The organism is Sandaracinobacteroides sp. A072 (assembly GCF_052616365.1).
In genome coordinates this window covers 152,611-174,526 of the sequence record NZ_JBQXGU010000003.1, presented here as the reverse complement: position 1 = coordinate 174,526, position 21,916 = coordinate 152,611, and the positions used below count along the sequence as shown (strand labels likewise).

The 21,916-nt window shown below is 64.8% G+C and carries 16 protein-coding genes and 1 tRNA gene; 8 read left to right on the top strand and 9 right to left on the bottom strand.

Annotation, left to right across the window (positions count from 1 at the left end):
* Positions 1–51 precede the first annotated feature (51 nt).
* Genes ACUJ46_RS09775 through phnX form a run of 3 tightly spaced genes read right to left on the bottom strand, consistent with a single transcriptional unit; the run spans position 52 to position 3,340 of the window.
* A complete protein-coding gene (locus ACUJ46_RS09775; RefSeq protein WP_445390294.1) occupies positions 52–1,365 on the bottom strand; it encodes an MFS transporter in 1,314 nt (437 codons plus the stop codon).
* A 23-nt stretch (positions 1,366–1,388) separates the two neighbouring features.
* Positions 1,389–2,492: an iron-containing alcohol dehydrogenase PsrA gene (gene psrA, locus ACUJ46_RS09770; RefSeq protein WP_445390293.1), complete on the bottom strand. Its 1,104-nt coding sequence runs from the start codon at positions 2,490–2,492 to the stop codon at positions 1,389–1,391.
* A complete protein-coding gene (phnX, locus tag ACUJ46_RS09765; protein WP_445390292.1) occupies positions 2,489–3,340 on the bottom strand; it encodes a phosphonoacetaldehyde hydrolase in 852 nt (283 codons plus the stop codon). Before phnX ends, psrA begins: the two co-directional genes overlap by 4 nt.
* 112 nt (positions 3,341–3,452) lie before the next feature.
* On the opposite strand from phnX, the gene ACUJ46_RS09760 reads away from it, so the two are divergent.
* From ACUJ46_RS09760 to ACUJ46_RS09750, 3 genes are all read left to right on the top strand, one after another.
* Complete coding sequence (locus ACUJ46_RS09760; RefSeq protein ID WP_445390291.1) at positions 3,453–4,325, top strand: LysR substrate-binding domain-containing protein; 873 nt, start codon at positions 3,453–3,455, stop codon at positions 4,323–4,325.
* A 237-nt stretch (positions 4,326–4,562) separates the two neighbouring features.
* The gene (locus tag ACUJ46_RS09755) at positions 4,563–7,793 is read left to right on the top strand and encodes a TonB-dependent receptor plug domain-containing protein (RefSeq protein WP_445390290.1); all 3,231 of its coding nucleotides are present in this window, start codon (positions 4,563–4,565) and stop codon (positions 7,791–7,793) included.
* A gap of 50 nt (positions 7,794–7,843) precedes the next feature.
* Complete coding sequence (locus ACUJ46_RS09750) at positions 7,844–9,166, top strand: alkaline phosphatase family protein (RefSeq protein ID WP_445390289.1); 1,323 nt, start codon at positions 7,844–7,846, stop codon at positions 9,164–9,166.
* 386 nt (positions 9,167–9,552) lie between these two features.
* On the opposite strand, the gene ACUJ46_RS09745 is transcribed toward ACUJ46_RS09750, so the two are convergent.
* Positions 9,553–9,628: transfer RNA gene (locus ACUJ46_RS09745), tRNA-Thr, on the bottom strand.
* Between the two features lie 73 nt (positions 9,629–9,701).
* Between ACUJ46_RS09745 and queF the strand changes: the two genes are divergently transcribed.
* From queF to ACUJ46_RS09725, 4 genes are all read left to right on the top strand, one after another.
* Positions 9,702–10,166, top strand: coding sequence for a preQ(1) synthase (queF, locus tag ACUJ46_RS09740; protein WP_445390288.1), 465 nt, complete (start codon positions 9,702–9,704; stop codon positions 10,164–10,166).
* Entirely contained in the window at positions 10,166–11,296 is a 1,131-nt protein-coding gene (locus ACUJ46_RS09735) for a CaiB/BaiF CoA transferase family protein (RefSeq protein WP_445390287.1), read from the top strand. Before queF ends, ACUJ46_RS09735 begins: the two co-directional genes overlap by 1 nt.
* A 143-nt stretch (positions 11,297–11,439) precedes the next feature.
* A complete protein-coding gene (locus ACUJ46_RS09730) occupies positions 11,440–12,612 on the top strand; it encodes a deoxyguanosinetriphosphate triphosphohydrolase (protein WP_445390286.1) in 1,173 nt (390 codons plus the stop codon).
* 35 nt (positions 12,613–12,647) lie between these two features.
* Complete coding sequence (locus ACUJ46_RS09725; RefSeq protein ID WP_445390285.1) at positions 12,648–14,012, top strand: serine hydrolase domain-containing protein; 1,365 nt, start codon at positions 12,648–12,650, stop codon at positions 14,010–14,012.
* Here the strand turns inward: ACUJ46_RS09725 and tilS are convergent.
* From tilS to ACUJ46_RS09710, 3 genes are all read right to left on the bottom strand, one after another.
* The gene (gene tilS, locus ACUJ46_RS09720) at positions 14,002–15,030 is read right to left on the bottom strand and encodes a tRNA lysidine(34) synthetase TilS (protein ID WP_445390284.1); all 1,029 of its coding nucleotides are present in this window, start codon (positions 15,028–15,030) and stop codon (positions 14,002–14,004) included. The genes ACUJ46_RS09725 and tilS overlap by 11 nt on opposite strands.
* Positions 14,990–15,988 (bottom strand): tetratricopeptide repeat protein, encoded by a 999-nt coding sequence (locus ACUJ46_RS09715; RefSeq protein WP_445390283.1) that lies wholly within the window; start codon positions 15,986–15,988, stop codon positions 14,990–14,992. Before ACUJ46_RS09715 ends, tilS begins: the two co-directional genes overlap by 41 nt.
* A 152-nt stretch (positions 15,989–16,140) precedes the next feature.
* Complete coding sequence (locus tag ACUJ46_RS09710) at positions 16,141–16,959, bottom strand: helix-turn-helix domain-containing protein (RefSeq protein WP_445390282.1); 819 nt, start codon at positions 16,957–16,959, stop codon at positions 16,141–16,143.
* Between the two features lie 447 nt (positions 16,960–17,406).
* On the opposite strand from ACUJ46_RS09710, the gene typA reads away from it, so the two are divergent.
* Positions 17,407–19,230, top strand: a complete 1,824-nt coding sequence (typA, locus tag ACUJ46_RS09705; protein ID WP_445390281.1) for a translational GTPase TypA — start codon at positions 17,407–17,409, stop codon at positions 19,228–19,230.
* Positions 19,231–19,307: 77 nt separating this feature from the next.
* On the opposite strand, the gene ACUJ46_RS09700 is transcribed toward typA, so the two are convergent.
* Both ACUJ46_RS09700 and ACUJ46_RS09695 read right to left on the bottom strand, forming a co-directional pair.
* Positions 19,308–20,384, bottom strand: coding sequence for a hypothetical protein (locus ACUJ46_RS09700; RefSeq protein ID WP_445390280.1), 1,077 nt, complete (start codon positions 20,382–20,384; stop codon positions 19,308–19,310).
* A 133-nt stretch (positions 20,385–20,517) separates the two neighbouring features.
* Positions 20,518–21,738, bottom strand: coding sequence for a DUF2254 domain-containing protein (locus tag ACUJ46_RS09695; RefSeq protein WP_445390279.1), 1,221 nt, complete (start codon positions 21,736–21,738; stop codon positions 20,518–20,520).
* Positions 21,739–21,916: the final 178 nt, after the last annotated feature.

Genomic DNA, 21,916 nt, shown 5'->3' with positions numbered 1-21,916 from the left:
CATGGACAGCCCCGGGACAGGCCGGCGAAGCGGAGCAGCTGACGATTATGGTCAGCGGCGGATGAATAGTGCGACGGTTGCGCTCGCCGCGCTTGCAATCGCCACCAGCAGGAAGATGATCGACGTGCTGTCGTAGCTGTCCATGAACATTCCGATGGTGGGTTCGCCCAGGCCTGCGAAAAGATAGGCAAAGAAGTTCATCACCCCGATGGCCGTGCCGGCACGTTTGTGGCCGACGAGGTCCGGGCACAGGGCCCAGAAGGAGGATTGCGGGCCATAGACGAAGAAGCCGCACAGAAACAGGACCGAAAGGCCAAGATACACTTCGCTAGAAGGAATTGTGTACATGGCGAGCGAGGTGACGGTTGCCAGTGCCATGTAAAGGGCGATGGCGATGTAGCGTTTCGACCCGAAGAAACGATCTGAAACCCAGCCATTGGTGGCAGCCCCCAGGGCCATGCCGATCGGCAGGGCAAGGCTGATCCACTCGGGTGCGATCAGGCTTTCGGTCTCGCCGTTCGAGCTGCCGTCTCCGCCAAGGAAATGCACTGGAACCCAGACGAGCAGACCGTAGCGCGCGGCATTCTGGAACCCGATGGCAAGCCCGCCCATCCAGATACGCCAGTTGGAGAGCACCGCCCTGTACCGGCTTGCCGAACTTTCACCATCAGGCACGTGCGCATGTTCGGTGTCATCCGTGTCCGAGTGGGGCGAGGGGAAGCCGAGGTCTTCCGGATATTCCCGGGCCACCAGATAGAAGGTGATGCCCCCAAGGAGCATCAGCAGGACCGGCAGGCGGAAGATCCAGCGCCAGTCCAGCTGGAAGATATGCACGATGAGAATCGAGGTGACGAAGCTGAGGACAGACGCCATGCCAGCGGCAAAGACGTAGAAGCCAAAGACCTTTCCGCGCTCATGCTTGCCGAACCAGTTGGACAGGATGCGGCTGCCGGGCGCCCAGCCCATCGCCTGGAAATAGCCATTCAAGCTCCAGAAGGCGCCGAGGCTGAGGATGCCGGTGGAGAAGCTGACGACCCAGTTGGCCATGCAGGACAGGATAGCGCCCGCGCTCATGACACGCCGGCCGCCGAATTTGTCGGCGAGATTGCCATTGATGGCCTGCCCGATGGCATAGCACCACAGCATGCCGGCACTGACCCAGCCGAGCGCTTCCTTGCTGACGTTGAATTCTGCCTGAATGCCGGGAATGGCAAAGCCGAAGGTCTGCCGCCCGGTATAGAAGAACAGGTAACAGAACATGGCGGCAAACAGAATCCTGCGCCTTGCCCATTTGTAGGACATTTCGGAATATGCGGGCACAATCGCTGTCGGGCCGGTCTGCAGCGCCTTGGCGTCGGTTTTCACGGTCTGTGTTCCTGCGCCTGGGTTCAGAGGATTGGGCTGCTCGGGAAGCGCTGCGCGCTGCCAAGGAAGTTGCGGCCGCGCGGTCCGGCAAAGGCGTCGGCCACGATCCTGCGCCATTCGGCATCACAGACTCCAAGGGCCTGAGGGCTGCTGGCCAGACCCAGTTGATTAAGGGTGGCCCGCAGGCGTGCCGGCGCCGATGCCAGATCTGCCCCGAAGAGGCTTTCGAGGGCCGCGTCACATGCGGCATCCACGCCGATGGATGCGGCCATGACTTCCGGCAGGCAGAAGGAGCAGGCGATGCCATGCGGCACGCCATGATCGAGGGTGATCGGGTAGGAAATATTGTGCGCCAGTGCGGTCTGCGTGTTTGAGAAGGCAAGGCCGGCCAGCATTGCGCCACGGGCCAGTTGGATGCGCGCATCCCCATCCGAAAGGTCTGCCTGCAATCGTGGCAGGCTAGCCAGCACATCGCATGCCGCCGCAACGGCGTAGCCGCGGGTCAGCGGGTTGGCGTTGAGGTTCCAGATGCTTTCGAGGGCATGGGACAGCGCATCCAGTCCACTGGCCAGGGTAATCGGCCAGGGCAGGCTTGACGTGATGAGCGGGTCGATGAAGGCGATTTCCGGGTAGAGATCCTCGCGGACCAGCGAGAGTTTCCTGCCCTGTTCCGGATCCCAGATGGTCGCCCATTTGGTCAGTTCGCTGCCCGTGCCGGCGGTTGTCGGCACGGCGATCAGCGGCAGCGCCGGATGGTCGAGGCGCGTGGCGCCTTCCATGAACAGGTGAACGGGTTCGAAACGTCCGTGGCCTGCGGCCAGGAACTTGGCCGTATCCATGGCCGAGCCACCGCCAAGCGCCACGACAACTTCGATCTGTTCACAGATGTCGGCCAGGCCATGGCAGATCTCGCGCAGCATGTTCAGGGAGGGGTTGGGCTGCACACCCTCGATGATCGCGAGCGGCCTGGGGCTGTGGGCCAGCAGGATTTCCCGCCATGGCAAAAGGGCCGCATCCGGATGCGTGACCAATATCCAGCCACGCTGGCCGATGCTCTTGCCGACCTGATCGAGGATCGATGGGCCGAAGCGCACATCGACCGGATTGTAATAGCGCCATTGGCTCATGGCGCTTCTCCGGGCGCTGATCCGGGCGCTTCTCCGGCGATCAGTCGGGCTTCGATCCTGTCGATCACGGGCAGAAGATCCGCGACGGTGTCGATCACATAATGCGCACCTGACGCCAGCAGGGCAGCTGACGCCTTCTGGCGATATTGGGCGCGCTCGCCTTCATCAAGCGCTTCCCACCGGGCCAGCGAGAGGCCGACTTCGTTTCCGCTGGCGACAATCCCTATCGACCACATGCCCGCGGCACGGCCGGCGGTCAGGCCGGTGGGACTGTCATCGACCACCACGGCGCCGCGCACATCGGCGACGCCCAGCGCAAGCGCATTGGCCCAGATCATGTCGGGGAACGGGCGTCCGCGCTCGACTTCGCTGACGGTGATGCAGCAGTCCGGCTCATAGCCCTGCGCGGCGGCCAGCGGGATCAGGCCATCCATGATGCTGCGCGGATAGCCGGTGGTGCTTCCGATCGCGATGCCCCGTTGGCGCAGGCCGGTGATGCAGGCCAGGGCGCCCGGAATCAGGTCACTGTAGCGCGCGCAATTGACGGCATCGATCGCGAGGAAATCGGCGTAGAGGGCGTCGACATCAGCATGGCCGGATGGTTTTCCATGTGTTTTCTGCCAGCGGCCCTGCACATCCGGCTGGGCCAGGATCTGCTCGATATGCACGCGCTTGGCGGCGCCCATCGGTCCCCGCGCCTCAGCCTCGGTAATGCTGACGCCGGCGTTGGCGAAGGCCTCGCGGAAGGCGGCAACGGGCGCGATGCACCCGAAATCGAGCACAGTGCCGGCCCAGTCGAAAATGACCGCCTCAACGGCGCTAACATTTTTATAAGTAACTGATTTCATTTTTTATTCAGGCTCAAAATTCTTTTCTGAGCTCTGATTAAAGCAGTTTCGTGACAGTCATGGTTCTGAAACATCCGTGTGACTACGTTTAACCCATCGGAAATTTCGTTGGATGTCGAATGTGACGCTCACACAGCTTCGCAGCTTTATTGCGGTTGCCCGGTACAATGGATTTACGGCTGCCGCCCGCGCCCTCCAGACCAGTCAGACGACGATCACATCCCAGATCCAGGCGCTGGAGGAAGAGCATGGGGTACGGCTTTTCGAACGGCGTGGGCGGCGTATCGATCTGACCCCTGTGGGTTCGGAGTTTCTGCAGTTCGCCCGCCAGATGGTGGAACTGGAATATGACGCAGCCATCATGCTGAAAGACAGCGGCGCCTTGCGCCAGGGGACGATCAAGATCGGGGCGGTAAGCCCTTTCCATGTGATCGAGATGATCGAGGCGTTTCACGGGCGCTACCCTGACATCTACACCTCCATGACCCTGGGGAATTCTGACAAGGTCATGAAGGATCTTGCTGAATATGTGTCGGATGTCGGGGTGGTCGCGCGTGCTGACCATGATGACCGCTTCCACATGCAGGCCTATGCCAGTTATCCCGTTGTTGCCTTCGTGCACCATCGGCACAGGCTGGCCTCGCGCGCGGAGATTGATCTGGCCGAACTGGCCAGGGAGCCGCTCCTGATGCGCGAGGCAGGATCAAACACGCGGCGCGCGCTGGAAGATGCGATGGCCACGATCGGGGCAAAACCACGGATAGCCATGGAAATCGGAAGCCGTGAGGCGGTGCGTGAGGCCGTCATCAGGGAGCTCGGGATCGGGACGGTTTCTCAGTCGGAATATGTGCCGGACACGAGGCTGGTGCCGCTGCGGATCACCGGCGTCACAGTGGAGACGCATATCTACCTGTGCTGCCTGAGAGAACGTCGCCGCAGCCTGCTGATTGCGGCATTTCTCGATGCGGCATTGCAAAGAACATAGAAAAAATCATTTAAAACAGCGTCTTGATATTTTCCTGCCGGTTCGTCTTCGGCGCCCTTCCATCGAAATATTCGGTGGTTTTATCGGCGGGGCATGTGGAAAATCGCCGCATAAGAGTCATCGCCGCCCCCTAATTCACGCTGCAAGGCAACGCGTGAACGGCGCTTCCTGCCAGCCACTGATGCTGTTGCCGACTGAAGTTCATGGCCATTCCCGGCACAAGATTAGGGGTTTCACGTGACCTATCGACATTCCGCCTTGTGCGGCACCGCGCTCCTCGCCCTCATGGCAGTCCCCTCGCAGGCCGTTGTCGCCGGGGAAGCAGATGCTGATGGTGCCGCTGTCGAGACGATCGTCGTGACCGGCACCAACCTGCGCCGCACCCAGATCGAGGGCGCGCTGCCTGTCACCGTGCTGGATCAGTCGGATATCACGCTGCGCGGCGGGTCCACCGGGGCTGATCTGTTTGCCAGCCTGCCGATGGCCGGCCTGCCGTCGATCAATGAATCCGTGATCGGTTCGCAGGCCGCGCGCGGGGATGTGGCCTCGATCGACTTGCGTGGCATCGGCGCCGGCAGCACCCTGATGCTGATCAACGGCCGCCGCTATGCCGCCCATCCGCTTTCGGGCACCGACCAGGGTGTGCCGGCGCTTTCGCCGAACGCCAATGTGATCCCGACGGCCCTGCTGTCGCGTGTGGAAATCCTGCGCGATGGCGCTTCGGCCATTTACGGGGCGGATGCTGCCGCCGGCGTGATCAACAGCATCATCACCCCGACCACCGAGGGCGGCCGCATCGGCGTGGAAACCGCGCTGACCCAGCACGGCGGCGCCGAGGAATTCCGCCTGACGGCAGCCGACACCTTCAAGTTCGGCCGCACGTCGATCGGGGTGTCGCTGGATCTGTTCAAGCGCGAGAAGATGCTGATGCGGGATCGCGAATGGAGCAGCGACATGGATCTGCGCCGCACGCGCGATCTGCCTGCTCCGTGGGATGGCGTTGCCGTGATGAACCCGGAAACCGGAACGCCCTTCGCAATCGACAATGATTTCGACAACAGTGGCACCATCAATCATTTCGGCCAGTATCGCCGCGGCTATATCCAGCCGGATTATCTGACGTTCGTGAGCTCGCGCCCGGACGGTAATGCCGGCATCCTGCTGCAGAACAGCCCGGACGGCGGTGTCGCGACCATGGCCAGCAACGGCACCTTCTTCCTCGTGCCGGATGGCAATGGCGGCATCCGGTTCAAGCAGACAACCCCGTCGCGCGATCTCGATAATCCGGAAAATGATTATTACGACAACCAGGCCGAACACCGGATCCAGATTCCCGGTATCGAGCGGATCAACGCCGCCGTCTTCATCGAGCATGAGTTCAGCGATCGCCTGACCTTCTTCGGTGACCTGCTGTATTCGGGCTCGCGCGCCAGGAGCCAGAGGGAATCCGCCAACATCCAGAATGTGAACGAACCGGGCATCTACATTCCGGCCGCCAACCCCTACAATCCGTTCGGCGATCGCTTCTACAATATCGACGGCCTGCCCAATGACGATGGCACGCCGCGCATCCAGGGCGCCCCGGCCGATGTGACGATCACGGCCGGCCTGATCACGCCGGGAACGCGCAACCGCTATATTCAGGTGAATTCCAGCTTCTATCGCGGCCTCGCCGGTCTGCGCGGGACATTCGGCGACAACTGGTCCTGGGAAAGCGGACTTCTGATTTCGGGCGCCTACAGCCACGAAACCGAAACCAACATCTACCGGGAATCCCTGGTCCGCATGGCGCTCGATCGCACCGACATGCTGGCTTACAATCCGTTCCCCGTCACCTTCAAGGTGGTGGACGACAAGGTGGTTGTCGACAAGCCCTACCTGAACCCGGACATCGTTACGGGGCCGATGTACGATACCGACAACCGCTACGGCAAAACCCGTATCATCACCTGGGACGCCAAGCTGGCCGGAGATCTGTGGCAACTGCCATTCGGTGGTGACCGCGTGCAGGTGGCCGGCGGTGTCGAAGTGCGCTGGGAAAATTATGATGCCTGGAAGGCGCCCTATGCCGGCATCAACCCGGAAGGCTCGGGCGCACTGTTCCCCTATCTTCGCGATAACGACAATGATTTCACATCGATGAGCCCGAACATCGATATTTCGGCCAGTCAGCGCGTGGATTCGGCTTATGCGGAAATCGGCCTGCCGCTGATCACGCCGAAGAACGCGCTGCCGCTGATCTATCGCCTGGAACTGGGCGCTGCCGTGCGGCACGAGCGTTTCTCGATCCATGGCCACAGCACCACGCCGAAGTTCAGCATGTTGTGGAGCCCCGCCAGATGGCTGAACCTGCGGGCTTCTTACAATGAATCCTTCCGGGCCCCGAACCTGGCCCAGACCAATACCTCGCCCCTGTTGCGGGTGAATTATTCGTCCGATCCCTATCGCTATCTCGTCACGCAGGCGGCGATCGACAGCAGTGGTCCGCGCCGCACCTTCCGCCAGGGCAATGAATTGCTGAAGCCTGAGCGGGCGCAGAATTTCGGCGCCGGTCTGGTGATGGATGTGCCCTTTGTGCGCGGCCTGTCGATCACGGCTGACTATTGGCGCATGAAGCAGCGCGACGCGATTACCGCACTTGGCAATTCCCAAGTTCTGGCGATGGACGAACTGGCGCTGGATCTGGCGACACAGGCGGCCCTGGATAAGGGAATACCGATCGATCAGATCGATGTCGGGTCGGGCACGCCTGGCTATCTGGGCAACAGCCGTGTGGTGCGCATGGCGCCGACGGCAGCCGATATCGCAACCTTCAACGCCTATAATGCCGCCCAGACCAGCAACGACACCAAGCGGGGTGTGGTGGGCGAAATCGTCAGCCTCGTGAATGACTATGTGAACATGGGCTCGCGCACCCTGTCCGGCATCGACTTCGGTATCCAGTACCGGTCACCGGAAACACGGCTCGGGCGCTTTGCTGTGCGTGCCGAAGCCACCCGTAACCTGCAGCGTGACGAGGACATGCAGGATGAGGGCATCATCGTGGACCAGCTGGGCCGGAATGGCTATGCAAAGTGGATCGGGAATGTGCGCCTCGGCTGGGCCAGGGACAACTGGTCGGCTGATTGGTATACAAGCTATTACGGGTCCTTCTCGGACACGTCCGCTTCCACGACCAAGGCAATCTACGAGGCGCTGGGCAAGCCGGATTATATCAATGTCTTCAACGACAACGGGATTGACCGCTATTATTTCAAGGTCAAGGCCTCGATCCAGCACAGCCTGCGGGTGAGCTACAATTTTGGCCGCCACGATGACAGCAACCGTGCGCCACATTCATTGACGCTGACGGTGCACAATCTCTTTGATGCCATTCCGCCGGTCGCGGATGAAACCAACGGCTATTTCGTGGGCTCCGCCAACCCGCGCGGACGCCAGTTCCGCGTGAAATACGAGCATCGTTTCTAAAAATGCCGCTTGCCCCGGACCAGCCGGTGACAATTCCTGAAAGGCCGAACATGAAAACGCGCCGCAAATTCTGTGCACTCATGCTTTGCGCCCTTGGAATTGCGCTGGGTGGGCCGGGGGCTTTCGCTTCAACGTCTCCGGCCCATGCCGCCAGGGCGGAGCAGGCCCGGTCCGTTCGCCCCGTTCTCCTGATCTCGATCGACGGACTGTCGCCGGAAAGCCTGTTCGAGGCAGACAGGCTGGGCCTGCACATTCCGGTTCTGCGGCAGTTGATGCGCGAAGGCGCGACGGCGCAGCGCATGCGGAATATCAACCCGACGGTAACAAACCCGAACCATACGACCATGGTCACCGGGGTTTCACCACGTGCGCATGGCATTTTCAACAACCGGCCGTTCGTGCCGGCCGCACGTCTGCCGCAAGGATATCGTGAATACAGCGCGATAAAGGTGCCGACGCTCTGGTCCCTGGCCAAGTCGGCCGGCCTCGGGACTGCCAGCCTTTACTGGCCGGTCACCCGAAACGCCGATGACATCGACATCAATATTCTCGATGGGTCATCGAAAGATGACGACCAGATCACGCGCGATGCCATCTCCGCAATGGAGCGCGCAAAACCTGAATTGATGACAGTGCATTATGTGTCGCATGATGGCGCCCAGCATGAATTCGGGCCACGGTCGCGTGAAGGTCTTGCCGCACTCGAGCGCATTGATGCTGCTGTCGGCCATCTGATTGCAGCGCAACGCCGCATTTACGAGGATCCGCTTGTGGTCATCACGTCGGATCACGGATTTTTCGAGGTTGATTACCGTGTCCACCTCAATAGCGCGTTCGTGGAAGCGGGCCTGATCACCCTGGACAAGAGCGGCCCGCAGACCGAGGTGAAGGACTGGCGCGCCTTTGCCTGGTATGTCGGCGGGATGTCGATGGTCGTGCTGAAGGACCCGGCCGACAAGGCGCTGCGCCGGGAAGTGGAAGATTTCCTTGGCAAGCTGGCCAGGCGTCCTGAGGCAGGCATTGCCCGCATCTATTCCACCGAGGAACTGAAGGGCAGGGGCCTTTCCGATCAGGCCCACTATGTGATTGCCCTGAAGGAGGGTCACCATATGGGCAACAACATGGAAGGCGATCTGCGCATTCCATTCAAGGGCGGCGCCCATGGCGCCTTTACCGAGGCCGGGGTGCGCCCGGACATGCACGGGGTTTTCATCATTGCCGGAAAGGGCGTTCCGGCTGGCCGGGATCTGGGGATCATGGATATACGTCAGGTTGCCCCGACTGTTGCAGGCTATCTTGGTCTTGCGCTGCCCCAGGCCGAAAAGCCGGCAATACACTGGTCTGAGCCAGAGCTTTCCTCAAGGAGTGAGTAGGGCTTTGCAAGGGTTGCCGATATCTGCCGGCGCAGCGGAGAGGTTGCGCCTGACACAAAGGCGCGCATCCTCGAAAGGTCTCCGTTCCTGAATCAGAGCCGCACGGTCCTGATGAAGATGGCGCGCATTCCGCTAGACCGGGCGAAGCAGCGGCAGGCGCTCGGATTCAGCTAACCCGAACCGCCGCGTTCACGAAATCGCAGGCGCATCGCCGGGGTCGCGTAAGTGGCCCCGGGAGATTTCGGTTAGAAAACGCCTGCCGGCAGGCGCCACAAACGTCTCCGTCAATGAGAAGGCTTGTCGGGCGGGGGGCAAGATCTGAATCTGCGAGCGGAAACCGGGCCGCTTGTCCTCGTCTCGGGGCGTCTCAATAGTGTGTGGAACGCTGGTGCCGCTTAGGTGACTCGAACACCTGACCCCATCATTACGAATGATGTGCTCTACCGGCTGAGCTAAAGCGGCCTCCAGCGAGGTGGGGCGCTTAGCAGCATCGGGGGGTTTAATTCAAGAGGGTAGACGTCTAGGCGCTTTTTCCATGAGCGCCGACTCCAGCTATACACCCGCCCACCTGGGCCAGGCATCCGGGCTGCCCGCCACGCCGGAAGAGGCGCGGCTCGATTATCCGCCCAATCCGCACCCGGGCGCCCTCTATCTCGTGCGATTCGTCGCGCCCGAGTTCACTTCGCTCTGCCCGGTGACCGGCCAGCCCGATTTCGCGCATCTCGTCATCGATTATGTGCCGGGAGAGCGGATTGTCGAATCGAAGGCGCTTAAGCTTTTTCTCGGGTCCTTCCGCAACCACGCCGCCTTCCACGAGGCCTGCACCGTCGGCATCGGCAAGCGCCTGTTCGACGAGATGCAGCCACAGTGGCTGCGAATCGGCGGCTACTGGTATCCGCGCGGCGGGATCCCGATCGATGTGTTCTGGCAATCCGGCCCGCCGCCTGCGGGCCTGTGGCTGCCCGATCAGGGCGTTCAACCATATAGAGGGAGAGGTTAATGGCAGGTCCGCTTCAGGGAATTCGCATCATCGAGATGGCAGGCATCGGCCCGGGGCCGTTCGCCGGGATGATGCTGGCCGATCATGGCGCCGAGGTGATCCGCGTGGACCGTCCCGGCCGCCCTTCGCCGGAACCGGTGCTGGGCCGCAACCGCAAGTCGATCGTGGTGGACCTGAAAACCCCCGAGGGCATCGCCATCGTGCGTGACCTCGTGAAATCGGCCGACGGCTTCTTCGAGGGGCTGCGCCCCGGCGTGATGGAGCGCCTTGGCCTGGGGCCGGACGTGCTGCTGGCCGACAACCCGAAGCTTGTCTATGGCCGCATGACCGGCTGGGGCCAGACCGGGCCCTATGCCCAGGCCGCCGGCCACGACATCAACTATATCGCGCTGGCTGGCGCCCTGCATGCCTATGGCCGTGCCGGCGAAAAGCCGACCCCGCCGATCAACATGGTGGGCGATTTCGGCGGCGGCGGCATGATGCTGGCCTATGGCATGGTGTGCGCCCTGCTTTCCGCCCAGAAGACCGGCAAGGGCCAGGTGATCGATTGCGCCATGACCGATGGCGCGGCCGTGCTGATGGCGATGATCTGGGGCTTCAAGGGCCTTGGCGCCTGGGTGGACGAGCGCGGGGTCAACATGCTCGATACCGGCGCCCATTTCTATGACACCTATGAATGCGCGGACGGCAAGTTCATCTCGCTGGGTTCCATCGAGCCGCAATTCTATGCCGAACTGCGCAAACTGACGGGCCTGGACGCCGACCCTGAGTTTGACGCCCAGATGGACAAGTCGAAGTGGGGGCCGCTGAAGGACAAGCTGACCGCGCTGTTCAAGACCCGCACACGCGACGACTGGTGCAATCTGATGGAGATGACGGACGTGTGCTTCGCGCCCGTGCTTTCCCTGACCGAGGCGCCATCCCACCCGCACAATGCCGAACGCGGCACCTTCGCCGAGATCGGTGGCATGACCCAGCCGATGCCGGCGCCGCGTTATTCCGCAACGCCCTCGGGCACGCCTTCGGCCGCCCCCATGCCGGGAACGGATACGGAAGCGCTGCTGGCCGGGCTTGGCTATGATGCCGGCCGCATCGCCGGGCTGAAGGCTGCGGGCGCACTGGGCCGGTGAACTGGGCCGGTGAACTGGGCCGGTGAACTGGGCCGCTGAGCGATTTGGGGGTCTGCCGTCGGCAGGCCCCCGCTATCCGGCGCGCGGGGGCAGCCGCCGCCCGCCGGCTTGACTTATGCGGCCTGCACGACGAGCGCGGACCCATGCCGCAACCCTATGCCACAGATCCCGCCCGTTCGCGCGGCCGCCTGCATCCCGAACCGGAAAGCCCGCTGCGCACAGTTTTTGCGCGCGATCGCGACCGGCTGATCCATTCCACCGCCTTTCGCCGCCTGCGCTACAAGACACAGGTGTTCGTGGCGCCCGATGGCGACCATTTCCGCGTGCGCCTCACGCACAGTCTCGAAGTGGCGCAGATCGCCCGCACCATCGCCCGCGTACTCGGGCTGGACGAGGATCTCGCCGAAGTCGTGGCGCTTGGCCATGATCTTGGCCACCCGCCCTTCGGCCATTCCGGAGAGGATGCGCTGGAACGCGCGATGCGGCCCCATGGCGGCTTCGATCACAATGGCCATGCCATCCGCATCCTTACCCGGCTGGAAAGCCGCACGCCCGATCATGACGGCCTGAACCTCAGCTGGGAGGTGCTGGAAGGCCTTGCCAAGCATAATGGCCCGGTGGCCGCGCCGGGCTGGGCCTTGCAGGCGCAGGATGCCATCCAGCCGCTGGACCTGTGGAGCCAGCCCGGCCTCGAGGCGCAGGTGGCGGCCCTGTCCGACGATATCGCCTACAACGCCCATGACCTCGATGATGGCCTGCGCGCCGGCCTGCTCGATCTCGATGCCGTGTGCGCGGCGGTGCCATTGGTGGATGCGCTGTGGCGCGACGTGAAGGCCCGCTGGCCGGGCGAAGCGCGGCGCGGCAGGCTGGTGCCGCAGCTTGTCCGCGATATCATCGGCGTTATGGTGGAAAGCCTGCTGGCCGAAACGCGCACCCGCCTTGCCGAAGCAAGGCCCGGCTCGGCGGAGGATGTCCGCATGGCGGGCCGCCCGCTGGCGGCCTTCGGGCAGGGCATGTCCGAGGCGCTGCGCCCGCTTCGCCGCCACCTGTTCGAAACGATGTACACCAGCCCCACCGTCGCGCGGCTGAGGAAGCCGGCCGAGCAGGTGGTGGAGGAACTGTTCGCCACCCTGCACGAGGATCCGGCCGCGCTGCCGGAACGCTGGCGGGAGCGGCTGGAAACGCAGGGAAGGGAAGAGCCATGGCGCGCACGGATCGTGGGGGACTATGTGGCGGGCATGACGGACCGGTTCGCCATCCGCGAACATCGCCGGCTGACAGGCCGAAGCCCCATGCCGGACGAAAGCCTCTTCTAGCAGCGCTGGTTGCGCTGGCGCTTCCGGGGGCGGCCATGGCCGCCCCCCCGCCTGCCACGATTCAGGCCGCCGCCTCGCCCGATGCGCGCACGCTGGCGCTGGCGGCGGGCTGGAAGGCAGGCTTCCTGTGCTCGGGCCTGTTCGTCGCAGGCATGGCCGAGGCGGACATTGCCGCCAATGACCTTGAGGGCGGCTATCCCGAGCTGCAGCCCCATCTGGCAAGGCTGCAGGCCCGCATCCTGACTGGGCGCCGCCAGGTCGAGGTGGCCTTCGATCCGGCGCTTCCGCCCCGCGTCTCCCGCTTTGTTCCGGGGCGCGGCTGCGTGCAGGCGCCGATCGGCGCCGACCCGGATCGCCTGCTGCCGCCGCCGCAGATGACGGGCGGTCCTGACCTGGCCCGGAGTGACGCCCGGCCCTGGCCGCTTGGCGACCGGGGCGCGCTTTCCCGGCTGCCGGCCCAGCAGGCCCGCGCGCTGGAGCCGCTGCTGGCTGCCGCTCTCGACGGCGCGCGCTATGGCGCGGGCGCCCGCACCAGCGCCCTGCTGCTGGTGAAGGACGGGCGCATCATCGCCGAGCGCTATGCCCGCGGAATCGGCATGCACACGCCGCAGCGGACATGGTCTGTCGCCAAATCCCTCACATCGGCGCTGCTGGGCGTTGCAGCGCGCGATGGCCTTGTCGATCCACTGGCGCCGGCTGGCGTGCCCGAATGGTCCTGGCCGGGCGACCCGCGCGCGGCGATCACGGTCGACCAACTGCTCAGGATGCAGTCCGGCCTATGGACGGACGGCCCCGGAAACCGCACCGATGCGCTTTATTTCGGTGGCGCGGGCGTTGCGGAAACGGCGGCTGTCGCGCCGCTGGACATGGCGCCGGGCAGCCGTTTTCATTATGCCAACAACGACACGCTGCTGGCCGCCCGTGTGCTGATGGCCCGGCTGGGCGACGAAGCGCCAGCCTATGCCTACAGCCGGCTCCTGTGGCCGCTTGGCATGACCCGCACCACCATCGAGAGCGACTGGCAGGGCGCGCCGGTCCTGTCTTCGCAAGTGTGGATGACCGCGCGCGACATGGCGCGTCTGGCGCTTCTTCACCTAGACGATGGTGTTTTCGCAGGCCAGCGGCTGCTGCCCGAAGCCTGGGTTCAGGATGCGCTGACGCCCCTCGGCCCGCAGCCGGAGGACCGGCGCGGCCTCGGCTATGGCAGGGCCATCTGGCTGATGGGGCAAAAGCAGGGCCTTCCGGAAGACAGCTTCGCCTTTCTGGGCAACCGCGGGCAGATCGCGATTATCGTGCCATCGCAAAGGCTCATTGTCGTCCGCCGCGGTTTCGACCCGGCCGGCGTTTCCTTTGATGGCGCGGCCTTCACGCGGGAGGTGATCGCGGCCCTCAGCCGTTAACCGGGCGGCGCGTAGGCGCTGCGGAAATGCGCCAGCGCCCGTCCCTCAGGGCTTCCGCCTTGCAGGGGCCATCCGTGCCGGTTCCCAGCGTGCCCGCGCCGCCGCTCTCCAGCCGGTCGAGCAGCCGGGCAAGGGCGGGGCCGCGCGGCTGGACTGCCCCGAGGCGGGCGATGGCCGCCAGCAGCAGACGGCGCTTCAGTTCGGCCGGCAGCCCTTCGGGATCGACCAGCAGGGCAGGCCCATCCGCTTCGATTCGCGATGCAGCCGCGCGCTCCGCTGCCCAGGCCAGCGCCTCTTCGGCCTGCTGGAGATGCGCGGCGCTCGCCGCCAGCCGGCCGGCATCGAGCCATGGAGTCTGCGCCAGCAGCGCGCGTGCGCGGGTGCGGTCGAAGCGCGGATCGCTGTTGGAAGGGTCGTCGGCAACCGGCCAGCCCGTGCCCTCGATGCAGGCGCGCAGCTCGGCGCGGCGCCAGCCCAGAAGGGGGCGCAGCACCAGCAGCCCTTCCAGCCGCTGTGCCGGGCGGATGGCCGACAGCCCCGCCATGCCGCTGCCGCGCGCCAGTCGCAGCAGCAGGGTTTCGGCCTGGTCATCGGCATGATGGGCAGTCAGCAGCACTTTAATGCCCCGTGCATGGCACCAGCGGGCCATGGCGGCATAGCGGGCCGCGCGCGCCTGCGCCTGCAGGCTGCTGCCGGCGGGTGGGCTTTCCAGCCGGATGGTGGCGTGCGGAAGCCCCGATCCTGCGGCAATGGCGGCGACGGCGGCGCATTCTGCCATCGCTTCGGGGCGCAGGCCATGATCGACGCTAAGGACCACGGCACGCGGGCCGAGCGCCCGCGCCGCCAGCCACAGCAGAGCAAGCGAGTCCCCACCGCCCGAGACGGCGAGGGCGATGCGTGCCGGCGGCGCGACCCATGCCCCGCCCAGCCGTTCGAGCCTGTGCGCGAAACTGTCTTCGTTCAGCGGCGCTGGCGTATCAGGCACCGCATCCGGCTTCGGCGCGGGTGGCCTTGGCATCGACGGCCACCTGGCCGGTCAGCCGGTCGGGATAGGCGGTCTGCAGCTGGTCGAGCGCCTGGCAGGCGGCCTTGGGCTGCTTCAGCTTGAGCAGGGCCTTGCCGAGCCAGAGCAGGCTGTTGTGGGCGCGGTCCCCGCGCGGATATTTCTGGTAGCCGCTCAGAAAGGCCTTCGCGGCCTCAGCCGTCTTGTCCTGCGCCATCATGGAGCGGCCGATCCAGAATTGCGCGTTGGAGGCGCGGCGATGCTTCGGATTGGCTTCGAGGAAGGCCGTGAGCGTCTTGATGGCCCCGGCATGATCCCCCTTGGTGTAAAGCTGATAGCCGCTGACATAGGCAGCTTCGCCGGGGTCTTCGGCGGGGGTGGCTGCCGCCGTTGCAGTATTCGCCGCTGTCGTTGCTGTCGCCGCCTTTTCAGGCGCGCGTGCGGCAGGCACGGGAGTTGCGGCGCCACCAGCCTTTGCAGGCGAGGCTGCCGTGGCAGAGGCCACAGTTCCAGCCCCGGTCCCAGTCCCAGTCCCAGTCCCACCGGCTGCGGGCGTTGCCGTGCCATCCGCCCCCTTGCCTTCAAGGGCATCGAGGCGGAATTCCGTGTCGCCGCGCAATTTCGTCAGCGCCGTTTCCATCTGCCGGATCTGGAACTGCAGCCGCTCGATCTGCCCCGTGAGGTCACGCTGCTGGGTTTCGAGCGCGGTCACACGCTGTGTCAGGTCGACGAGGGGCGCTGTCGCCGGCGTGCCGGGGGCGGCAGCCGCTGGTTGTTCGGGTGTGACCTCGGGGGCGAAGAAGCGCTTGTCCCCGCCGGGGAAGACCTGCCGCTGCACGGCGCGCATCTGGCCCTCGAGCGTCGTCACGCGCTTGTCGATCTGGGTCACCTGTGCCTGTGATGCGGCCACGACGCCCTGCGCGGTGGCCGGGCCTGCAAGAAGGGCGGCAATCAGGATGGAACGGGCGATCATCGGTATGTCATGCCTCATGTCTCTGGCGAAAGGATCGCGGGTGGGCCCAATGGCGTGGCCAAGGGTCATAGCCCATTGAAGCCTGCCCGGTCTTGCGGGAACCTTAACCGGACCTGCTGCCGTATCTGTCAAAAGGGCGGGTCATCGGCCGGTCAGCCTTGCGGCGGTCGCGCCTGTGCAGACCCGGCGGCCGCAGTGGGGGGCAGCGCGGGGGGCAGCGCCGGGGCCAGCCTTTGGGCGAGCGCCTGCGGGTCGAGCGGAAAATCGTAAAGCTGCTGGGCGGGCCCACCCAGCGGCGGCGTCACCCGCCCGCCGATCTTCGCCTCGAGGGCGCCGGCACGGCCGGTGCGCAGCTTCCAGGCCCGGCCCGGTGGCAGGCTGAGCGTCTGGCCGGGGTTCAGGATGCCCTGGAAGAAGGTTTCGCCCCCGTCCGTGATTCGAAGCCACACGTCCTCCCGCGCCACCAGTTCAACCGGTGCATCCGCAGCAGGCGCGGCGGGGCTTGCCGCCGGTTCTGCGGGCGCGGCCGGACCGGGCGTGCCTGACTCTTCCGCAGCGCCGGCCTGTGCGGTCGTCTCCGGCTCCCTGGGCGGCGATGGCGTGAGCCAGCCGGCCCCCCAGGCCCAGAACAGCCCGATGATGACAAGGATCAGGGTCGTCGCCATGGCGACAAGCCGGGCGGACGGCAGGCGCTTTTCCTCCAGCGGCTCCAGGTCGACCATGGTGGGCACCGGGTCGCCCTTCATGGATTCCTGGCGGTAACGCTCGGCGATGGCGGCCGGATCGAGGCCGACGGTGCGGGCATAGGCCTTGGCGAAGCCCAGCGTGTAGGTGAGCGCAGGCAAGCGGTCATGGGCGTCGGCCTCGATATCGGCCAGAATGCCGGGGCGGACCTTGGTGCGCGCGGCAATCTCGTCGAGCGAAAGGCCGGATTCCTTGCGGGCGTGCTTCAGTTTCGCGCCGACAGTCATGGCGCTGCCCGGATGTCCCGCGGGGCCTGCGGCAGCAATGCGGGGGGCGCCGGCAGGCTCTGTCCCTGCCGTGGCCGGTTCGGGTGTGTTCCGTTCCTGGGGCACGCCGTTCGCGTCGTCCACGTCCTGTCCTCTTGCCGGACGCTCCTGAGGCGGAGCCTTTCATGTGCGGGAACCTGCGCCTCGACAGAGCAACTGACGGAAACCGGCCCGGAAAGGGCGGTTCCCGGAATGGGTCTGAAAGGCCCCGTTCCCGGTCTCGTTCCCGTTAACCGGATTGGACTCCGGCCCCGTCAAAGTCAACCGGCGGGGGGCGCTCCGCCGGCCTCCGGGCCATTTCCGGCAAGCTGTCCGCGCGGGTTTCCGACAGGGGATCGGCGCTTTTGCTTGTTGCATTGCAGCAGATGCGCTATGGGCGCACACCTTTCTTCAGTATTCGGAACCTCGATGCAGCTTCGCAATGTGGCGATCATCGCCCACGTCGATCACGGCAAGACCACCCTCGTCGATCAGCTTTTCCGCCAGTCCGGCACCTTCCGAGACAATCAGCGCGTCGCCGAACGCGCCATGGATTCCAACGATCTGGAACGCGAACGCGGGATCACCATCCTCGCCAAATGCACCTCGGTCGAGTGGCAGGGCACGCGAATCAACATCGTCGACACGCCCGGCCACGCCGACTTCGGCGGCGAGGTCGAGCGCATCCTCTCGATGGTCGATGGCGTCATCCTGCTGGTCGATTCTTCCGAAGGCGCGATGCCGCAGACCAAGTTCGTGACATCCAAGGCGCTGGCCCTCGGCCTGAAGCCGATCGTGGTGGTGAACAAGATCGACCGCCCCGATGGCCGGCCGCAGGAAGTGCTGGACGAGGTGTTCGACCTGTTCGTGGCGCTTGGCGCCAATGACGACCAGCTCGATTTCCCCACCCTCTATGCGTCGGGCCGCAATGGCTATGCCGGCACGACTCCCGAAGTCCGCTCGGGCGATCTCACGCCGCTTTTCGAGACCATTGTCTCGCATGTGAAGGCCCCCGTGGTGGACACGGAAGCGCCGTTTGCCTTTCTCGTCTCGCTGCTCGATCGCGACCAGTTCCTCGGCCGCGTGCTCACCGGGCGCATCCAGCAGGGCACGCTGCGCATGAACGCGCCGATCCGCGCGCTCGATTCCTCGGGCAAGGTGGTCGAGGAAGGCCGCGCCACCAAGATCCTGGCCTTCCGCGGCCTGGAGCGGGTGCCGGTGGAGGAAGCCCTGGCGGGCGACATCGTCTCCATCGCCGGCCTGCAGGTGGCGACCGTTGCCAACACCATTGCCGACCCGGCGATCGCCGAGCCGATCCCGGCCCAGCCGATCGACCCGCCGACGCTGTCGATGCGCTTTTCGGTGAACGACAGCCCCTTCGCGGGCAAGGAAGGTTCCAAGGTCACGAGCCGCATGATCCGTGACCGCCTGTTCCGCGAGTCGGAAGGCAATGTCGCCATCCAGATCACGGAAAGCGACGACAAGGACAGCTTCGATGTTGCCGGGCGTGGCGAACTGCAGCTTGGCGTGCTGATCGAGACGATGCGCCGCGAGGGCTTCGAGCTTTCCATCGGCCGGCCGCAGGTCATCTTCCGCCGTGACGACCAGGGCAACCGCAACGAGCCTTATGAAACTGTCGTCATCGACGTGGACGAGGCCTTTTCGGGTACCGTCGTCGAGAAGATGGCCGGCCGCAAGGGCGAGATGACCGACATGCGCCCCTCGGGCGGCGGCAAGGTGCGCCTCACCTTCACCGCACCGTCGCGCGGGCTGATCGGCTATCATGGCGAATTCCTGTCCGACACGCGCGGCACCGGCATCATGAACCGCCTGTTCGATCGTTACGGTCCCTGGAAGGGCCCGATTTCCGGCCGGGCCAATGGCGTCCTCATCTCGACCGAGACGGGCGAAGCCGTGGGCTATGCGCTGGGCTATCTGGAAGAGCGTGGCCTGCTGATGGTGGCGCCGGGCGAACCGGTCTATGCCGGCATGGTCGTGGGCGAGAATGCGAAGTCTGACGACCTCGAGGTCAACCCGCTGAAGTCGAAGGCGCTCACCAACTTCCGCGCGTCCGGCAAGGACGATGCGCTCAGGCTTTCCCCGCCCAAGCGGCTGACGCTGGAACAGGCCATCGCCTATATCGATGAGGATGAACTCGTCGAGGTGACGCCGAAATCCATCCGCATCCGCAAGCGCTGGCTCGACCCGCACGAGCGCAAGCGCCAGTCGCGTGCCCTGAAGGCTGCTGGCTGAGGCTGCTGGCTGAGGCGCTGCAGCAGCCAGAACCGGCCTTTGCCTCAATGCCGTAACCGGCAGACGCTACGGGGCGTTCAGCCCTGCAGCGCCGCCCGGGCTTCGGCCATGCTGCGCCTTGCGTCTTCCCGCGCCTTGCGCTCCAGTTCGCCGCTCAGGATCTGGTCATAGTTCCGGCGCGTCGCCGTCAGGCTGGTTTCCATCGAACCTGCAACGTCGACGAGATTGCCCTGGAAGTTCGGCCGGAAGAACCATTCCGATGCGGGCCGCGCGGCATAGAGGGTGCGGAACTTGCGCAGCCTTTCGATCTGCCCATCCAGTTCGGCTGCGGTTTTTCTGATGTCCGTCTTCGTGAACCCCGACGACTTCAGTGTTTCGGGGCGCATCGGATCCCACCAGCTGAAGGGGTAATCGGGCGCCTCGCCGCGCAACCGGTCGACCAGCGCCTGTTTGCGGCTTCCGTCCGGTTCCGCACGCGCCATGATGACCAGCAGCGACGGGTCCTTCAGCCCGTCCGCGATGGCCTGCATCCGGACAAGGGTTTCCGTCTGGCCGATCGCTGCCGATCCGGCGTCATAGAAAATCTGCGCTGCATCGAGCCTGCGCGGCGCGGCGCCCGCATAGATGGCCTGGGCGCTTTCCCAGGCAGCCTTGCTGTCGTTTCGGAACTGGTGGTGCAGGAAGGCGTTGTGGAAATGGTCCGCGGCTGTCTTCGGCCGGCTGATCGGGATCTGCATGTTCGCAGCGTCCCTCAGGTCGCCGACATCCTGCTGGATGATTTCCACCCGCTGCTCGATCAGGCCGAGCCTCTGGCCGATGGCCTCGATGCCGGAATTACCGCCGCCGATCATCCACAGAAGGGAGAAGACGACAGCCGACAGGGCCATGAAATGCCCGATGTCGCAGGGCAGGCATTTCATCCTTTCGTCCATGTCAGGCCCGGCGGCCGAGGCGGGCGCGACCTGCCTGAGGCAGAAGAAGAGGGCAACGACCGTGCCGCCCGCGAAGAGCGCGGCGAGCAGCCATGCCTCGACAGAATCCGTCACCATATTGGCAAGGTCTCCGGCTACGCCAACGCTGCCGGCAATTGCCTCGGATACGGGTTTCTGCCCCGGTTTCACCACCTGCCAGAGCAGCCGTGCCTGCCTTGCCATGCCTTGCCCCCCGATTCACGCCCGGACACGCCCGAGTCGTTTTCCGGGATACTGTCCCGATGGATGACAGAATGCTATTCCATGTTGTGCATCACCCATCGGAACCACGCTGTGCGGCCAGGCAAGTTTCCGCTCAGCGGTTCATCGTCTGCCAGAGCATTTCGCTTCGCATGCGCCGCTTTTCGTCGTGGTTGACGAGCATGTGAAGCGCATGTTCGCCTGCCGCCATGCCAGACACCAGGAAAGGCTGGTCGAGCCCCTGTTCCCGCGCCACGGACGCAAGGCTGGCAAGCGTGCGCTGAAGCACCGTCTGCACTTCCAGCATGCTGGCGCCGTCGCGGGCGATGGGCGCGAAGAAATCGGCCACGGTTTCCACCAGGTCGATGTCCCGTGCCGTCACGCGCCTGCAGTCGGGTGCATCCGCCTCGGGGCGGGCATCGAGAAAGGTGCGCAGCACCCGCCCGCCGGCATAGATGACATCGACGGCGGTACCCGGATCATTGACGGCCGGGGACAGGGCGCGCGACGCGACTTCGGACAGCACGACCAGCCCGTAGCGCAGATCCTGCGAAAATTCACGCTGGCGCCCGATTGTGACATGGCTTGCCAGGCGGGCAGCCATGTCCTTGTCCGGCTTGCGGTTCAGCAGCAGCAGCGTATCGCCGGCATGCACATAGCTGCCCGGCATGGCGCAGACATGGATGGAGAGATCCGCTTCTTCCGCCACCTCGTCCAGTTCACCCAGGTCGACATGGCGGACATGGCCGCTCGTGCCTGCGCATACCGGGTGAATCACATCGGGCGCTGCATCGGTCGCTGGCATGCCGCCGAGCGCCGGGCGGTTTCCCCAGAGCCGTGCGGCCTCGATGGCGGCCTCTTCCACCCGGCGCACGGTGTCGGCCACGCGGCCGAAATGGTTCAGCTGGTTGATCCAGCGCAGCAGCTGGTAGGTGATGATGAACAGGACCACCAGCGTGGCGAGGAAGAGGATGATGCGCCCGCCCTTGTCATAGATGCCAGCCTTCAGGCCGATGATGCCGACGATGCTGAACAGGAATGCGCCGATGAAGCTGGACAGCGTATTCTGCGCGACCGGGTCGCTGATCAGCAGGTGGATGGACCGGGGCGTGACATTCGATGTTGCAGACCCATAGGCCGAGACCATGACCGACAGCGAAAAGGTGGTCACCGCCAGCATGCTCGACGCCAGGATCTCCAGGATGGAATCGACGGATCGCGCGGCCACTTCGATCTCGAAGCTGTCGGGGATATAGGGCCCGGCAAAGATGGCGAGCACGGCCGTCACCACCCCGGCCAGGCTGAAAAGGCCGGAGCGCACCCACAATTGTTCCATGAGCTCCTGGAAACGGAAGGCGAGCTTTCCGGTCAGTGTCCTGGGTTTCCGGCTCAATGTCGTTGGTCCCGCCTGCTGTCTCGTGCGCGGACCCATGATTGGCTGTGGCGCTGCCATGCGGCAAGCCGGAACTTGGCCCTGACTCCATGTTCCTTGCCCTCTTGCCCCGTGCGCACGC

Excerpts from the sequence above, each read along its gene's own strand:
- psrA (WP_445390293.1), bottom strand. The coding sequence starts at position 2,492 with ATGAGCCAATGGCGCTATTACAATCCGGTCGATGTGCGCTTCGGCCCA.
- ACUJ46_RS09735 (WP_445390287.1), top strand. The coding sequence starts at position 10,166 with ATGGCAGGTCCGCTTCAGGGAATTCGCATCATCGAGATGGCAGGCATC.
- ACUJ46_RS09760 (WP_445390291.1), top strand. The coding sequence starts at position 3,453 with ATGTCGAATGTGACGCTCACACAGCTTCGCAGCTTTATTGCGGTTGCC.
- ACUJ46_RS09710 (WP_445390282.1), bottom strand. The coding sequence starts at position 16,959 with ATGACTGTCGGCGCGAAACTGAAGCACGCCCGCAAGGAATCCGGCCTT.
- ACUJ46_RS09700 (WP_445390280.1), bottom strand. The coding sequence starts at position 20,384 with ATGGCAAGGCAGGCACGGCTGCTCTGGCAGGTGGTGAAACCGGGGCAG.
- ACUJ46_RS09695 (WP_445390279.1), bottom strand. The coding sequence starts at position 21,738 with ATGGAACAATTGTGGGTGCGCTCCGGCCTTTTCAGCCTGGCCGGGGTG.
- ACUJ46_RS09725 (WP_445390285.1), top strand. The coding sequence starts at position 12,648 with ATGGCCGCCCCCCCGCCTGCCACGATTCAGGCCGCCGCCTCGCCCGAT.
- phnX (WP_445390292.1), bottom strand. The coding sequence starts at position 3,340 with ATGAAATCAGTTACTTATAAAAATGTTAGCGCCGTTGAGGCGGTCATT.
- tilS (WP_445390284.1), bottom strand. The coding sequence starts at position 15,030 with ATGCCAAGGCCACCCGCGCCGAAGCCGGATGCGGTGCCTGATACGCCA.
- ACUJ46_RS09715 (WP_445390283.1), bottom strand. The coding sequence starts at position 15,988 with ATGATCGCCCGTTCCATCCTGATTGCCGCCCTTCTTGCAGGCCCGGCC.
- queF (WP_445390288.1), top strand. The coding sequence starts at position 9,702 with ATGAGCGCCGACTCCAGCTATACACCCGCCCACCTGGGCCAGGCATCC.
- ACUJ46_RS09730 (WP_445390286.1), top strand. The coding sequence starts at position 11,440 with ATGCCGCAACCCTATGCCACAGATCCCGCCCGTTCGCGCGGCCGCCTG.
- typA (WP_445390281.1), top strand. The coding sequence starts at position 17,407 with ATGCAGCTTCGCAATGTGGCGATCATCGCCCACGTCGATCACGGCAAG.
- ACUJ46_RS09750 (WP_445390289.1), top strand. The coding sequence starts at position 7,844 with ATGAAAACGCGCCGCAAATTCTGTGCACTCATGCTTTGCGCCCTTGGA.